Source organism: Lysobacter sp. Soil_N_51 (genome assembly GCF_057655755.1).
Genome location: NZ_JBDGLR010000001.1, coordinates 404,484 through 417,953 on the forward strand (window position 1 = coordinate 404,484; position 13,470 = coordinate 417,953).

Sequence of the window (13,470 nt, forward strand, 5' to 3'; positions counted from 1 at the left end):
CCCATGAGCACGACCACTCACGCCTTGATGTTGCCGGCGATCATGCTGATCAGCGCGGTGCCGACCCTGGTCGCTGCGGTCCTGGTCGCGCGCGGCAACCTGCACCTGGTCAACGGGCTCGATGCCTCGCGCCTGCGCGACCCGGCCGCGACTGCGGAGCGGTTGTCGCGGCTGCTCGCGCTGATCGCCATCGCGATCCTGCTGGCCGCGCCGGGCTACTACTGGGCCGCCGGCAACGACAGCCGCACCACCGGCGTCACCGTGGCGCTGCTGATCGCGGTCAACGGCCTGGTGGTGGCGCTGATGCTGGCGGTGGCCAAGGCGCGACGCGGTTACCGCGACCGCGACTCGCAGCGCAACGACACAGCGAATGGATCGCGCGGCGAGCGGACCGGCCGCCGGTGAGCGAGAAGAAGGCCTACCCGCTGCGCATCAACGCCGAAGTGCTCGCCGCCGCGCAGCGCTGGGCCGACGACGAGTTGCGCTCGCTCAACGCGCAGATCGAATATGTCCTGCGCGAGGCGCTGCGCAAGAGCGGCCGGCTACCGCGCCAGGACACCCCGACGCCCGAGGACGACGCATGAGCCAATGGAAGCACCACGTCACCGAACTCACTTATCAGTTGTTCGAGGCGCCGATGCGCGAACGCATCCAGCGCGAACTCGATCAGCGCGGCGAACAGGGCTGGGAACTGGTCGCGGTCGAACACGACCCGGGCATCCTCGGCACCCGTCTGTATTTCAAGCAGCCGGCATGACCAGTCCGCGCGCTGCCCGGCACACTTCAGCCCGGCCGGCCCTCGGCAACGTGACACGCCGCGGCCGCAGCCGTTAACCTGAGCCCATGCGCGGCCCCGGCACTGTCCTGATCAACACGCCCGAGATCGAACTGTGGCCGGGCGGCCTGCTGCGCGCGCGCAGCAACCACGACGCCCGCGCGTTGGCGCGCGCGCGCCACGTGCTGCGGCGCAAGCACGACGGCCGTTTCCTCGCCGCCGACCTGCCCGAAGGCCTGCTGCCGCTGGTCCACCGGCTGATGCGCGAGGACGGCATCGACGCCGCGCTCGACGCCCTGGACAGCATTGTCGAGTACCGCCGCGAAGGCCTGGTCCGCGTGCACGAGCTGCCGTTGGATCGGATCGAGCATCGGCTCGACGCGCTCGACCTGGACGGCGGCGCCTACGAACAACGCACCGGCCTGGCCCTGGTCGCCGAACCCGATCGATTGGCGCTGGCCGGCGTCGACCGCTTCCGCCGCCCGCTGTGGCTGCACCCGGCCGCCGCGCGCGCCTGGACTCATCTGCGCGAGGCCGCGCAACGCGACGGCATCGTGCTCGACGCGATCTCCGGTTATCGCAGCCACGATTACCAACTGGGCATCTTCGAACGCAAACTCGCGCGCGGCCTGAGCGTCGAGGAGATCCTCACCGTCAACGCCGCGCCGGGCTACAGCGAACACCACAGCGGCCTGGCGCTGGACATCGGCACGCCGGGCGAACCGCCGGCCGAAGAATCCTTCGAACACAGCGCGGCCTTCGCCTGGTTGCGCGAGCGCGCCGGAGGCTACGGCTATGCGATGAGTTATCCGCGCGGCAATCCGCACGGGATCGTCTACGAACCCTGGCATTGGCGTTACACGTCGGTCTGAGCACGCCGGTCTGAGCATGCCGGTCCGAGCACGCTGATCTGAGCGCGCTGGCCTGACCGCGATGGCCGCGGCGGCGGCGGGCTGAGCGCATCGACGCGGGCGGATCGGGCGTCGGCTTCGAAACCCACGTGTAACGAAGCAGCATCGGGTGTGCCACCGCATTCCACTCAGCCGGCGTTGTGGCACCACTGGCTACAAAACAGTACGCATCGCATGCGTACCGCCGCGGGACCAGGCGGGGTCGTCGAACCCAATCGAAATCCGATCCGCTCAAGGAGCGTCGCATGAGCACCCGCCGGTTCTGGCCGCTCGCCACCATTCTGTTCTCGCTGCCGTTCGGGTATTTCTTCGCCCAGTCGTGGATCGCCGACGGCCATGGCCTGTCGCAATCGCTGTACGCCGGCGCGATGAATTTCTTCTACATCGGCCTGCCGCAGGCCTTGATCGCCCTGACCTGCCTGCTCGCCAGCGTGCGCCGCACCACCACCTTGGCGTTCCTGATCCTGGCCGACGGCCTGTTCGCGGCGTTCACGATCTGGACCTACGGCAAGGCCGACACCGCGATCGCCTGGTTCGTGCTGTACCTGCCGGGATCGATCGCGGTGCTGGCCCTGGCCGGCCTGGCGTGGCTGGCGTATTCGACCTCACGCCGCCGCGACCCTACCGCCGCCGAAGCCTGAGCCATGACCCGCACTCCACCGCGCCACAGCGATGCGCGCGTGCTCGAGGCCTGGCAAGAGAACGCCGCGCCGTGGACCCGCACAGTGCGCGCGCAGACGATCGAAAGCCGGCGCCTGGTCACCGACCGCGCCGTCGTCGATGCCGCGCTGCGGCTGGCGCCGCGCAGCGTGCTCGACCTGGGTTGCGGCGAAGGCTGGCTCAGCCGCGCACTGTGCGTGCGCGGCATCGACGTGCATGGCGTCGATGCGATAGCGGACTTGATCGATGCCGCCCGCCAGATGCAAACCGGCGCCGACGCGTCCGAGCCACGCTACGACTGTCTGAGTTACGAAGACATCGCTGCCGGCGCTTTGAGCACGCGTTACGACCTGGCGATCTGCAACTTCTCTCTGCTCGGCGACGACAGCGTGGCCGGCCTACTGGGCGCGATGCCGGGCCTATTGAACCCGCGCGGCCGGGTGCTGATCCAGACCCTGCATCCGCCGCAAGCCTGCGGCGAGGCGCCCTACATCGACGGTTGGCGCGACGGCAGTTGGGCCGGTTGCGACGCGGCGTTCGGCGAACCGGCGCCGTGGTATTTCCGCACCATCGGCGGCTGGGTCGCGCTGCTCGAACGCAGCGGACTGCGCTTGCGCGAACTGGCCGAACCGGTGCATCCGGTGAGCGGGCGGCCTGTTTCGTTGCTGCTGGTTGCGGATACGGGCTAGGTGCTTGCTTCCTGTTCGGATGGACGCAATGTCTCGCGCCCCACCTCAAGCCTCCAGATTGCGCCGCTACCTGAGACAAAAGCGCCGGGGCTGAAGCCCCTCCCACAAAAGACTTCGCGGCTATAAGGCCTCGTGCGGGAAAAATTCTTGTGCACGAAGGTTCCTGCACAGAGCGACGCCTTTGCCAGGAACTGATGCGGGACTGTACGTCGAAGCCCCGAGGTCTTTTGTGGGAGGGGCTTCAGCCTCGACGCTCTTGTCTCAGATCGCACGCACTCGCCCGGTAAAAACCCACCCACCAAGTGCATCGACCCACCGTCGCTCAATCCTGCGAACGATTCGTCTTGGCCTTGCCGATCTTCGGTCCATCGCCGATATCGGCGATCCGCCATAGATACAAGCTGGCATAGCTGCGATACGGCCCCCAGCGCTCGCCGAGTTCGGCCAGCGCCTTCGGCGCCGGCATCGCCTCGAGCTTGTCGACCCGCTGCGCGCCCTTGCGGATGCCGAGATCGTCGACCGGCAGGATGTCGGCTCGGCCGAGCCGGAACATCAGCATCATCTCCACGGTCCAGCGGCCTATGCCGCGGATCGGCACCAGCGCGGCGATGATCGCTTCGTTGTCCATGCCGGCCATGCGCCGCAGATCGGGAATCTCGCCGCGCGATTCGCGCGCGGCCAGATCGCGCAGCGCCAACAGCTTGTTGCCCGACACGCCGCAACCGCGCAGAGTCGCATCGTCGCAACGGCCCAGAGTGTCGTAATGCAGACGGCTCGCGCCGATCGCGGCTTCGACCCGGCCGACGATGGTCGAGGCGGCCTTGCCGCTGAGTTGCTGGAACAAGATCGCGCGCGCCAGCGCATCGACCGGATCGAAGGTTTTGCGCCAACGCGGATCGGTCGGGATCGGGCCGCCTTCGAGCGCGTCGACTTTCTTCATCCACGCACCGAGCTTGCGGTCGCGTTTGCTCAAGTGCGCGTAAGCGGCCTGCGCGTCGTAACCGCGAACCTGGCGCGGCATGCTCAGCGCCTCAGCGCATCGATGGCGTAGACCAGCCACGCCAGGATCATCAGGCTGCCGCCATACGGCAGCAGCGCGGTCGAGGTATGAAGGAAATGCGCGCACGCCAGGCCGCCGGCGAACACTAGCGTGCCGATCAACACCGCGATCAAGGCGTAACGGCCCAGGGCGCGGCGCGCCAACGGCGCCAGCGCGGCCAGCGCGATGCCGTGGCCGAAGGCGTACATCGCCGCGGTCTGCAGGCGCGACTGCCCAGCCGGATCGGCCACGTGCGCGGCGTAGGCCGACAAGGCGACCGCGAGCGCGGCCAGCAAGGCCCCGGCGGCGGCCAAGAATCGCGACGAAAACGGCAACGGGAACAACGCGGCTCGCCCATCGCGGGCGTCGTGCGCGGGAAGGTTCATGCGGGTCGAAACCATGGGATTCGCGGAACGCCACGATAACAGCCGAGCCGTGGCCCGCGGCGCGTGGGCCATGCGATCCAAGGTCGCATGCAAGCGCAGGAATGCAGCGGTCGGTGCATCGCAGGAGCAACCGCCGCGCCGGCGCTGGCCGGATCACCCCATTCCTTGCGACTGCAGATCAATAGTCCACGCAGCCGCCTCTCGGCGGTGATGCGGGCGGCGACGTTCCCGGTCGAAGGCGAGCGACGCAACGCAGCGCCCGCAATCCATCGCCCGACCGGCACGCGGCAACGCGAGCGCCAAAAAAAAGCGCCGCGGAAAACCGCGGCGCGTTTTCGCACGCGACACCGCCTCGGCGGCGTCGCGATGTGGCGCGGCTTACTTTACCGGCCAGTACACGTCGAACTTGCCCAGCGCCGGATCGAAGCTTTCGTCGATGCCGGCCTTCCACGCTTCGTACGGGCGATCGGTGGTGGTGTAGCCGCGCGTCAGCGCCCAGGCGCGGACCGCGTCGCGCACCGGCGGCAGCGCCGCGAAGTTGTGGCCGCTGCTGGAGGAAACGACGACCTTGGTCGGCGGCAGCAACTCGGCCTTGACCGGGTTGCCCGGACCGTCGATCTTGACGTCGAGCTTGGTCGCTTCGGTGCTGGTGTCGCCGATCTTGCGCACCTGCTGGACCACGTCGAACGAATAGGTTTCGGCGCCGAACTCGTTGGTCACGATGCGGACCGGACCGACCGCCTCGAGGCCGTTGGCGGCGATGACCTTCTTGATCCATTCCATGTTGGAGTGGATCTGGCCCTTGATCTTGTCGTTGTTGCGCTCGACCGCGGCGGTCACGCTGAGCACGTTCTCGGCCGGACGGTCGACGATCTTCGGCGCGCCGGCCGGATCGGTTTCGGCCAGCTTGGAATAGTCGTAGTTCGGCACGGTCGCGAGCAGGTTGCTCAGTCGCGCCAGGCCCATCTTGACGTCTTCGCCGACGTTGCTGCTCACGTACAGGCCGGAGTAGCGGCCCAGCAGGTCCCAACCGTAGTCGACGTCGTAGGTCTGGGTGATCTCGACGTTGCGGTTGTTCTTGCCGGTCGGCTTGAGGGTGAACTCGGAGCGCTTGTTGTCGCCGCGCTCGAGGTTGCTGATCTTGTAGCCGACCAGCTTGCCCGGCTCGCTCTTGACGATTTCCCAGCTGCCGTTGCCCAGGCCGCGTTCCTTGGACGAATACTCCAGACGGGCGCCGACGCCCTCTTCCTTGCCGACCAGCTTGATCTCCATGTTCGGATCGCGCAGGGCCAGCGGGTTCCAATCCTTGAAGCGGCGCATGCTGTTCAACGTGTCGAACACGATGGTCAGCTTGCGGTTGGTCTCAACCGAGTGCGACAGATGGCGGCTCGACGGCAGAACGATGCCGACAACCAGGAACAGCACGGCGACGATCGCCAGTGAAATCAGAATCTCGATCAGACGGGTCATTCAGGTTCTCCAGGGCCGGGCCCGGATCGGGCCGGGGGCGCAGACCCACAATCGTAGCAAGATAAATCCCGGCTAGGACAGCCGTCACAGCGAAGAAAATTCGCCGAATCGCCCACTTGGACCATCGCGTCGCGAAAAGCCGGGAAATCACCGGCTTTTCCTCGTCTGCCGCCCGCATTCGCCACGGTACGCGGCGGCCGCGCGGATGCGGATGCGCAAATTCGGACAAGTCGGCGGGGGCCGAGAGTGCGCGACACGGGCGCGATCGGCGCCTTCGATGCGTCCAATGCGCGGCCGCTCCGGATGAACGACTCGCTCTATCGCGAACGCCCGGCGCGGCGCGCCGGGCCGGAAGCGTCCGAATCGAATCGACGATTCAGCCCGACGACTCAGACCAACTGCAGTTCGAACGCCTTGAGCACCGCGCGGGTGCGGTCGCGCACGCCCAGTTTGGACAGGATGTTGGAGACGTGATTCTTGATCGTCCCCTCCGCCACGCCCAGCGAATTGGCGATTTCCTTGTTGGAAAAGCCACCGGCCATCAGCCGCAGGATTTCGGTCTCGCGCTCGGTCAGCGGATCGGGCCGGTCCAGGCTGACGAAGTCGTTGCGCATGTGCTCCAGCCCCGACAGCAGGCGCTGGGTCACCGCCGGCTGGACCAGCGAGCCGCCGTCGGCCACCGCCTGGATCGCGCCGACCAGCTGCGCCAGCGACACATCTTTGAGCAGATAGCCCTTGGCGCCGGCCTTGAGCCCGGCCAGCACCAGCTGGTCGTCGTCGAAGGTGGTCAGGATGATGGTCGGCGGCAGGTAACCCGCGCGCGACAGCGCCTGCAGGGCCTCCAGGCCGGACATGACCGGCATGCGCATGTCCATCAGGACCACGTCCGGACGGATCTGCGGAATGATCTCGACCGCCTGGCGGCCGTCGCCGGCCTCGGCCACGACCTCGATGCCCTCGGCCAGGGCGAGCAGCGAGCGCACCCCCTGCCGGACCAGGGTCTGGTCGTCGACCAGCAATACGCGGATGGGGTTGGGGATCATGCAAGCGCTCCTTCGCGGGCCATGGCGGCCGCGGTGGCGGGGAGTGTCAGCTGCAGGCAAAAGCCCGCCTCGGCCCGGGTTTCGATGAGAAGTTGTCCGCCGTACTGCTGCAGCCGCTCGCGCATGCCGCGCAAGCCGTTGCCGGCGATCAGGTGATCGGCGCCGCGGCCGTCGTCGCGCGCGCTCATGACGATCTGTTCGCCGTTGCGGCGCACATCGATCCACAAGTGCTGCGCGCCGGCATGGCGCACGGTGTTGGTGATGATCTCCTGGGTGCAGCGCAGCAGCACGTGGGCGCGCTCGGGATCGTCCAGGGTCAGGGGCGTTTCTATGTCGATGCGGATGTCCAGCGCCGGTACGTTTTCGGCCAGCGGACGCAGCGCCAGGGCCAGATCGATCGCGCCGTTCTCGCGCAATTGGCTGACCGCCTCGCGCACGTCGGTGAGCAGCAGTCTGGCCAGAGTATGCGCCTGCTGCACGTGTTCCTTGACCCGACCTTCGGACAGGTGACCGGCGACCTCCAGGTTCAGGCTCAGCGCGGTCAGGTGGTGGCCCAACAAGTCGTGCAGTTCGCGCGAGATCCGGGTGCGCTCGTTTATCCGCGCGCTTTCCGCCAGCAGGGCGCGGGTCGCGCGCAGTTCGGCGTTGAGCCGGCGCTGGTCCTCGCGGGCCAGGGCCTGCTGCATCGCCACCAGCGAGCTGACGAACACCAGACTGGAGAAGCCGGCATAGGCCAGCGACTGCACGATCGCGACCAGCAGCGGCTGGCCGATGGCGATCACGAACACCGGGATGATCGACAGATTGCCCAGCACCAGCCAGGCCGCGCCGACCCGCAGCGGCAGCAGCCACGGCAGCAGCCCGGCCACGACCATCAGCAGAATGCTGCCGATGCCGCTGTTGGAGTAGTAGCCGACCCCGATCGCGCAGGCGGTCAGGACCAGGACCATGGCGTAGTCGGTCGGCCCCGGCCGGCGCTGGCCCAGGCCGCGGCTGGCCCACCAGTACACCGCGCCGAAGGCCAGATGGATCGCGACCCAGCGCAGGATCAGCAGGAAGAAGGTGTGCTCGCTGCCGCCCGGCAGGGTGGCGGCCGCTTCCGGCTCCAGCCACATGATCACCAGCCAGCACCCCGCCATGCCCCAGGTGAACAGCCCGGCGAACCGCATGAGTTGAGTAGGAGTGAGGCGAGCCAGCATGAATGCATGCTAACGGTATGGGCGCCCCCGCCGAGCCGTCCAGAAGTCATGCACTTGCCGTTCGCCCCAGGCGGACGGCCATGCGATAATCGGGACGCCGGCACGGAACGCGTGCCGGTTTTTGAATACTTGGAGCGTGGAATGTCGATCGTCGTCCGCGACGTGCGTGAGCACGAGCTGGATTCCGTCCTTGCCCTCAACAACGCCGCCGGCCCCGCGATCCTGCCGCTGGATGCGGCCCGTCTGCGTCATTTCTTCGACAGCGCCGAATATTTCCGCGTCGCCGAGCGCGACGGGACCCTGGCCGGTTTCTTGATTGGGATGGGCGCCAACACCGATCACGACAGCAGTAATTTCCGCTGGTTTCGCGATCGTCACCCGGATTTCTTCTACATCGACCGCATCGTCGTCGCCAGCCGGCGCCGCGGCGGCGGTGTCGGCCGCGCGTTTTATGCCGACGCCCAAAGCTACGCCGAGCTGCGCTATCCGCAGCTGGCCTGCGAGGTGTTCCTGGAAGGCGGCAACGACCCGGCGCTGCTGTTCCATGGCAGCTTCGGTTTCCGCGAGGTCGGCCAGCACGTGATGGAGGAAGCCGGCGTGCGCGCGGCGATGCTGATGAAGCCGCTGTGCAGCTACGCCTGGGTGCGCGAAACCTATGGCGACGCCCTGCCCGAGGCCAGCTGGCTGACCCGTCCGCGGGTGCCGGTGCAGCGCGTGCCCGACCAGGCCGCGCAGCGGCCGACCGGGACGTGCCCGTGAGCGTAGCCGTGGACTACGAACAGGCCGGCGAACTCAAGATCGGCCAAGTCGGCATCGCCAACCTGCGCATCCGCACCCTCGATGTCGAACGCCTGACCGAAGAAATGCGCAGCCGCGTGCAGCGCGCGCCGAACATGTTCGGCCGCGCCGCGGTGGTGATCGACTTCGGCGGCCTCAGCCAGACCCCGGACGCGGTCACCGCGCAAGCCTTGCTCGACGGGCTGCGCGCCGCCGGCGTGCTGCCGGTGGCGCTGGCTTACGGCACCAGCGAGACCGATCGGTTGGCGCAGGCGCTGGGCTTGCCGCTGCTGGCCAAGTTCCGCGCGTCGTACGAACGCGCCGACGGCGCCACCGCGCCGGAAGCGGCCGCGCCTCGACGTGAGGCCGCGGCGGTCGCCGCGCCGGAGCCGGCTAAAGTGTCGCGCTCGGCTACGGCGCCAGCGGCGGTTGCTCAGTCCACTTCGGTTGGACTTATCCAATCCGCTCCGGTCCGCTCGGGCCAACAGATTTACGCCGACAACCGCGATCTGACCGTGCTGACCACGGTCGGCGCCGGCGCCGAAGTCATCGCCGACGGCTCGGTGCACATCTACGGCCCGTTGCGCGGACGCGCGCTGGCCGGCGCGCAAGGCAATACCAAGGCCCGCATCTTCTGCCGCGAGTTTCATGCCGAGCTGGTCGCGATCGCGGGCCATTACAAGGTGCTCGAAGACATCCCGAAGGAGCTGCGCGGCAAGGCCGTGCAGATCTGGCTGGAAGACGAACAAATCAAAATTGCGGCGCTGGATTGACGCCGCACCATTGGAGGAACGTGTTTTGACCGAAATAATTGTTGTCACTTCGGGCAAGGGTGGCGTCGGCAAGACCACCACCAGCGCCAGCCTGTCTTGCGGCCTCGCCCGTCGCGGCCACAAGGTCGCCGTGATCGACTTCGACGTCGGCCTGCGCAATCTCGACCTGATCATGGGTTGCGAACGCCGCGTGGTGTACGACTTCGTCAACGTGGTCAACGGCGAAGCCAACCTCAAGCAGGCGCTGATCAAGGACAAGCGCTTCGAGAACCTGTTCATCCTGGCCGCCTCGCAGACGCGCGACAAAGACGCGCTGACCAAGGAAGGCGTGCAGAAGGTGCTCGAGGACATCGCCGCCGAAGGCTTCGACTACATCGTCTGCGATTCGCCGGCCGGTATCGAAAAAGGCGCGTTCCTGGCGATGTACTTCGCCGATCAGGCGGTGGTCGTGGTCAACCCGGAAGTCTCGTCGGTGCGCGACTCCGACCGCATCCTGGGCCTGCTCGCATCCAAGACCCGCCGCGCCGAGAACGGCGAGAAGGTCAAGGAACACCTGCTGCTGACCCGCTACAGCCCCAAGCGCGTGGAAGACCAGGAGATGCTCAGCATCGGCGACGTCGAGGAAATCCTCGGCCTGAAGACCATCGGCGTGATTCCCGAATCCGGCGACGTGCTCAACGCGTCCAACAAGGGCGAGCCGGTGATCCTGGAAACCGAATCCGATGCCGCCCAGGCCTACGACGACGCCGTCGCCCGCCTGCTCGGCGACACCCGACCGATGCGCTTCACGCAAGTGGAAAAGAAGGGCTTCTTCACCAAGCTGTTCGGAGGCTGAGCTCATGGGTCTGTTCGACTTCCTGCTGGCCAAGAAACCCACCGCCAACGTCGCCAAGGAGCGTTTGCGGATCATCGTCGCGCACGAGCGCGCCGGCCGCGGCGGCGGTCCCGACTATCTGCCGATGCTGCAGCGCGAGCTGCTTGAAGTGATCCGCAAGTACGTCAACGTCGACGCCGAATCGGTCAAGGTCGATCTGATCGGCGAAGGCGACAACAAGGTGCTGGATATTTCCGTCGCGCTGCCGGAAACCCCGCACCAGGCGCAAGCCTGACGGCAAGCGGTCGGCCCGCCGACCGCCGCTGTTTGCCCCGTATCCCCCTGTAGGAGCGGCGTAAGCCGCGACCGCGTCAATACGACGACGGCGTCAATACGCCATATATCGCATCGCCAAGGCTATGCGGCTTTGTTCGGGCCTCTATCGCAATCCCCCGCACCCGTGCGGACTGCGTTTGCCCCAAGCGCGCTCTACCCTCTACTACCAAAAACGCCCCACCCCATGCTCACCCTGTCCGACATCGCCTTCGACGACGCCGCCGCCCTGCTCGCGCGCTACGACCTGCGCCTGGAGCGGGTCGCCGACGGCGAGGCGATCCCGGGCAGCTACTGGGGCGACAACGAGGCCGGCCTGATCGGCAGCACCGTGTACGCGCGCGGCGACACGCCCGTGCATTCGCTGCTGCACGAAGCCGCGCACCTGATCGTGCTGCCGCCCGAACGCCGCGCGCAGGTGCATACCGACGCCACCGACTCGGTCGAGGAAGAAGACGCGGTGTGCGTGCTGCAGACCCTGCTGGGCGACGCCCTGCCCGGCGCCGGCCGCGACCGCATTCTGGCCGACATGGACGAATGGGGCTACAGCTTCCGCATGGGCTCGGCGCGCGCCTACGTCGAGCAGGACGCCGAAACCTCCTGGCAATGGCTGGCCGAACACGGGCTGGTGCGGCTGCCTGAACGGGTTCTGGCGATTTAAGACCCGGGCGCCGCCGGTCGAATCAGCGGCCACCCGATCCATCCTCCATGGCGGTCCGCGGGCGGTCACGGGCGCGCACTGTAGAATCGCGCCTTCGCATCGCCCTTTCGATCAGCCCCATTGAATCGCGCACCCTCGCCGTGCGCCGCGGACCCCCTCTTTTGAATACTCCCACCGACAACGCCCAGGACGGCGCCGACGCCGCGCAGACCGACCGCGCGCCGCTGCTCGATCGCGTCCGCGACGCGCTCGCCGTGCTCGAACAGCTCAACGCCGACCGCGCGATGCTCGACGCGCTGCCCGCCGACGAGCGCGCGCGCCTGCACCAGGCGATCGCCCAGGCCTTCCATCCCGAACCCAAGGCGCGGCGCAAGCAACTCAAGCAACAGGCGCGCGACCGCCATCAGGAAAAGCTGCGCAAGGCCGACGAACTGCTCAACCAGACCGGCATCCGCGCGCTGCGCCGCAAGCCGGTGTTCACCACGCCGAATTATTTTCCGCCGCAGCCCGCCGGCCAGCACGATCCCAGCAACAACGCGCCCGAGCCGATCGCCTACAGCGAATCGCCCGAGCTGCTGCATTGCTACGTGTGCAAGAAGAAATACACCCAGGTCCATCACTTCTACGACCAGATGTGCCCGCCTTGCGCGGAGCTCAACTTCTTCAAGCGCACCGAAACCGCCGACCTCAGCGGCCGGGTCGCGCTGCTGACCGGCGGCCGGGTCAAGATCGGTTATCAGGCCGGATTGAAGCTGCTGCGCGCGGGTTGCAGTTTGATCGTCACCACCCGTTTTCCGCGCGACTCGGCGCTGCGTTACGCGCAGGAGCCCGACTTCGCCCAGTGGGGCCATCGCCTGGAAGTGTTCGGCCTGGACCTGCGCCACACCCCGAGCGTGGAAGCGTTCTGCAGCGAACTGCTGGCGACCCGCGAACGACTCGATTTCATCATCAACAACGCCTGCCAGACCGTGCGCCGCCCGCCGGCGTTCTATGCGCACATGATGGCCGGCGAGACCTCCGCGCTGCACGAGATGCCCGACGACGTGCGCCGCTTGGTCGGCCGCTACGAAGGCCTGCGCGCGTTCGATCTGCTGCCCGATGCTGGCGAAAGCGGGAGCAACTCCGCCGTGCAAGCGCAAGGCAACGTGCGCTCGCTGATCGACGCGACCGGCCTGACCCGCGCCGCCGAACTGTCGCAGGTGCCGCTGCTCGCCGACGAACTGCTCGGCCAAGCGCATCTGTTTCCCGAAGGACGCCTCGATCAGGACCTGCAACAGGTCGACCTGCGCGGACGCAATTCCTGGCGCCTGCAGATGGACGAGGTGCCGTCGGTGGAGTTGCTGGAAACCCAGCTGGTCAACGCGATCGCGCCGTTCATCATCAACGCGCGGCTGAAGCCGCTGATGCTGCGCGTGCCCGAGGGCGACAGCCCGCGCCGCGACAAGCACATCGTCAACGTGTCGGCGGTCGAGGGCCAGTTCTACCGCAACTTCAAGACCACCAAGCACCCGCACACCAACATGGCCAAGGCCGCGCTCAACATGATGACGCGCACCTCGGCCGCGGATTACCACGGCGACGGCATCCATATGAACTCGGTCGATACCGGCTGGGTGACCGACGAAGATCCGGTCGAGATCGCCGCGCGCAAGGTGATCGAGGAACGCTTCCATCCGCCGCTGGACATCGTCGACGGCGCCGCGCGCATCGTCGATCCGATCATCCACGGCTTCAACACCGGCACCCACGTGTGGGGTCAGTTCCTCAAGGATTACGCGCCTACGGACTGGTGATGCCGGCGCCTTGCGCGCGGCGGTAGGTCGGTCTTGTTCCTGGCCCGTACACGGGCCGGGAAGACAGCGGTCACCGACGCCTTCCGTGGCGCCGACGCCATTCAAACTGCGCGGAACGGATTATCCCCATAACCGGACTCCGACTTG

Annotated in this window: 17 protein-coding genes; 12 read left to right on the forward strand and 5 right to left on the reverse strand. The window is 67.3% G+C overall.

The window, feature by feature from the left end; all coding sequences use genetic code 11:
• Positions 1-3 precede the first annotated feature (3 nt).
• The 6 genes from AC3A4T_RS01890 (at position 4) to AC3A4T_RS01915 (ending at position 3,035) form a co-directional block, all read left to right on the forward strand.
• Positions 4-405, forward strand: a complete 402-nt coding sequence (locus AC3A4T_RS01890) for a hypothetical protein (protein ID WP_487673819.1) — start codon at positions 4-6, stop codon at positions 403-405.
• On the forward strand, positions 402-584 hold the full coding sequence (locus tag AC3A4T_RS01895) for a type II toxin-antitoxin system antitoxin (protein WP_487673820.1): 183 nt from the start codon (positions 402-404) through the stop codon (positions 582-584). Before AC3A4T_RS01890 ends, AC3A4T_RS01895 begins: the two co-directional genes overlap by 4 nt.
• Positions 581-757: a hypothetical protein gene (locus tag AC3A4T_RS01900; RefSeq protein ID WP_157476612.1), complete on the forward strand. Its 177-nt coding sequence runs from the start codon at positions 581-583 to the stop codon at positions 755-757. Before AC3A4T_RS01895 ends, AC3A4T_RS01900 begins: the two co-directional genes overlap by 4 nt.
• Before the next feature lie 86 nt (positions 758-843).
• Positions 844-1,647 (forward strand): M15 family metallopeptidase, encoded by an 804-nt coding sequence (locus tag AC3A4T_RS01905; protein WP_487673821.1) that lies wholly within the window; start codon positions 844-846, stop codon positions 1,645-1,647.
• Between the two features lie 284 nt (positions 1,648-1,931).
• Positions 1,932-2,327 (forward strand): hypothetical protein, encoded by a 396-nt coding sequence (locus AC3A4T_RS01910; RefSeq protein ID WP_487673822.1) that lies wholly within the window; start codon positions 1,932-1,934, stop codon positions 2,325-2,327.
• A 3-nt stretch (positions 2,328-2,330) separates the two neighbouring features.
• Positions 2,331-3,035 (forward strand): class I SAM-dependent methyltransferase, encoded by a 705-nt coding sequence (locus AC3A4T_RS01915; RefSeq protein ID WP_487673823.1) that lies wholly within the window; start codon positions 2,331-2,333, stop codon positions 3,033-3,035.
• A gap of 322 nt (positions 3,036-3,357) precedes the next feature.
• Here AC3A4T_RS01915 and AC3A4T_RS01920 read toward each other — a convergent pair whose 3' ends face one another.
• The 5 genes from AC3A4T_RS01920 to AC3A4T_RS01940 form a co-directional block, all read right to left on the reverse strand.
• Entirely contained in the window at positions 3,358-4,056 is a 699-nt protein-coding gene (locus tag AC3A4T_RS01920) for a DNA-3-methyladenine glycosylase family protein (RefSeq protein WP_487673824.1), read from the reverse strand.
• 2 nt (positions 4,057-4,058) lie between these two features.
• Positions 4,059-4,460, reverse strand: coding sequence for a DUF423 domain-containing protein (locus tag AC3A4T_RS01925; RefSeq protein ID WP_487673825.1), 402 nt, complete (start codon positions 4,458-4,460; stop codon positions 4,059-4,061).
• Between the two features lie 378 nt (positions 4,461-4,838).
• A complete protein-coding gene (locus tag AC3A4T_RS01930) occupies positions 4,839-5,930 on the reverse strand; it encodes a polyketide cyclase (protein ID WP_487673826.1) in 1,092 nt (363 codons plus the stop codon).
• Positions 5,931-6,319: 389 nt separating this feature from the next.
• The gene (locus AC3A4T_RS01935; RefSeq protein WP_036109344.1) at positions 6,320-6,973 is read right to left on the reverse strand and encodes a response regulator; all 654 of its coding nucleotides are present in this window, start codon (positions 6,971-6,973) and stop codon (positions 6,320-6,322) included.
• Complete coding sequence (locus tag AC3A4T_RS01940) at positions 6,970-8,172, reverse strand: sensor histidine kinase (protein ID WP_487673827.1); 1,203 nt, start codon at positions 8,170-8,172, stop codon at positions 6,970-6,972. The genes AC3A4T_RS01935 and AC3A4T_RS01940 overlap by 4 nt, the downstream gene beginning before the upstream one ends.
• Before the next feature lie 141 nt (positions 8,173-8,313).
• Between AC3A4T_RS01940 and AC3A4T_RS01945 the strand changes: the two genes are divergently transcribed.
• The 6 genes from AC3A4T_RS01945 to AC3A4T_RS01970 all read left to right on the forward strand — a co-directional run bounded on the left by AC3A4T_RS01945 (position 8,314) and on the right by AC3A4T_RS01970 (position 13,323).
• Positions 8,314-8,931 carry a GNAT family N-acetyltransferase gene (locus tag AC3A4T_RS01945; protein ID WP_487673828.1) on the forward strand — a complete coding sequence of 206 codons (618 nt, stop codon included), beginning with the start codon at positions 8,314-8,316 and terminating at the stop codon, positions 8,929-8,931.
• Positions 8,922-9,722, forward strand: coding sequence for a septum site-determining protein MinC (minC, locus tag AC3A4T_RS01950; RefSeq protein ID WP_487673829.1), 801 nt, complete (start codon positions 8,922-8,924; stop codon positions 9,720-9,722). The genes AC3A4T_RS01945 and minC overlap by 10 nt, the downstream gene beginning before the upstream one ends.
• Before the next feature lie 25 nt (positions 9,723-9,747).
• On the forward strand, positions 9,748-10,557 hold the full coding sequence (gene minD / locus AC3A4T_RS01955; RefSeq protein ID WP_036109357.1) for a septum site-determining protein MinD: 810 nt from the start codon (positions 9,748-9,750) through the stop codon (positions 10,555-10,557).
• A 4-nt stretch (positions 10,558-10,561) separates the two neighbouring features.
• On the forward strand, positions 10,562-10,831 hold the full coding sequence (gene minE / locus AC3A4T_RS01960) for a cell division topological specificity factor MinE (protein ID WP_036109358.1): 270 nt from the start codon (positions 10,562-10,564) through the stop codon (positions 10,829-10,831).
• 225 nt (positions 10,832-11,056) lie between these two features.
• On the forward strand, positions 11,057-11,530 hold the full coding sequence (locus AC3A4T_RS01965; RefSeq protein ID WP_056111259.1) for a hypothetical protein: 474 nt from the start codon (positions 11,057-11,059) through the stop codon (positions 11,528-11,530).
• A 161-nt stretch (positions 11,531-11,691) separates the two neighbouring features.
• Positions 11,692-13,323: an SDR family NAD(P)-dependent oxidoreductase gene (locus tag AC3A4T_RS01970; RefSeq protein WP_487673830.1), complete on the forward strand. Its 1,632-nt coding sequence runs from the start codon at positions 11,692-11,694 to the stop codon at positions 13,321-13,323.
• Positions 13,324-13,470 lie beyond the last annotated feature (147 nt).

Coding starts and splice junctions, on each gene's coding strand:
- AC3A4T_RS01890 (WP_487673819.1), top strand. CDS start 4: ATGAGCACGACCACTCACGCCTTGATGTTGCCGGCGATCATGCTGATC.
- AC3A4T_RS01900 (WP_157476612.1), top strand. CDS start 581: ATGAGCCAATGGAAGCACCACGTCACCGAACTCACTTATCAGTTGTTC.
- AC3A4T_RS01905 (WP_487673821.1), top strand. CDS start 844: ATGCGCGGCCCCGGCACTGTCCTGATCAACACGCCCGAGATCGAACTG.
- AC3A4T_RS01910 (WP_487673822.1), top strand. CDS start 1,932: ATGAGCACCCGCCGGTTCTGGCCGCTCGCCACCATTCTGTTCTCGCTG.
- AC3A4T_RS01915 (WP_487673823.1), top strand. CDS start 2,331: ATGACCCGCACTCCACCGCGCCACAGCGATGCGCGCGTGCTCGAGGCC.
- AC3A4T_RS01920 (WP_487673824.1), bottom strand. CDS start 4,056: ATGCCGCGCCAGGTTCGCGGTTACGACGCGCAGGCCGCTTACGCGCAC.
- AC3A4T_RS01925 (WP_487673825.1), bottom strand. CDS start 4,460: ATGAACCTTCCCGCGCACGACGCCCGCGATGGGCGAGCCGCGTTGTTC.
- AC3A4T_RS01930 (WP_487673826.1), bottom strand. CDS start 5,930: ATGACCCGTCTGATCGAGATTCTGATTTCACTGGCGATCGTCGCCGTG.
- AC3A4T_RS01935 (WP_036109344.1), bottom strand. CDS start 6,973: ATGATCCCCAACCCCATCCGCGTATTGCTGGTCGACGACCAGACCCTG.
- AC3A4T_RS01940 (WP_487673827.1), bottom strand. CDS start 8,172: ATGCTGGCTCGCCTCACTCCTACTCAACTCATGCGGTTCGCCGGGCTG.
- AC3A4T_RS01945 (WP_487673828.1), top strand. CDS start 8,314: ATGTCGATCGTCGTCCGCGACGTGCGTGAGCACGAGCTGGATTCCGTC.
- minE (WP_036109358.1), top strand. CDS start 10,562: ATGGGTCTGTTCGACTTCCTGCTGGCCAAGAAACCCACCGCCAACGTC.
- AC3A4T_RS01965 (WP_056111259.1), top strand. CDS start 11,057: ATGCTCACCCTGTCCGACATCGCCTTCGACGACGCCGCCGCCCTGCTC.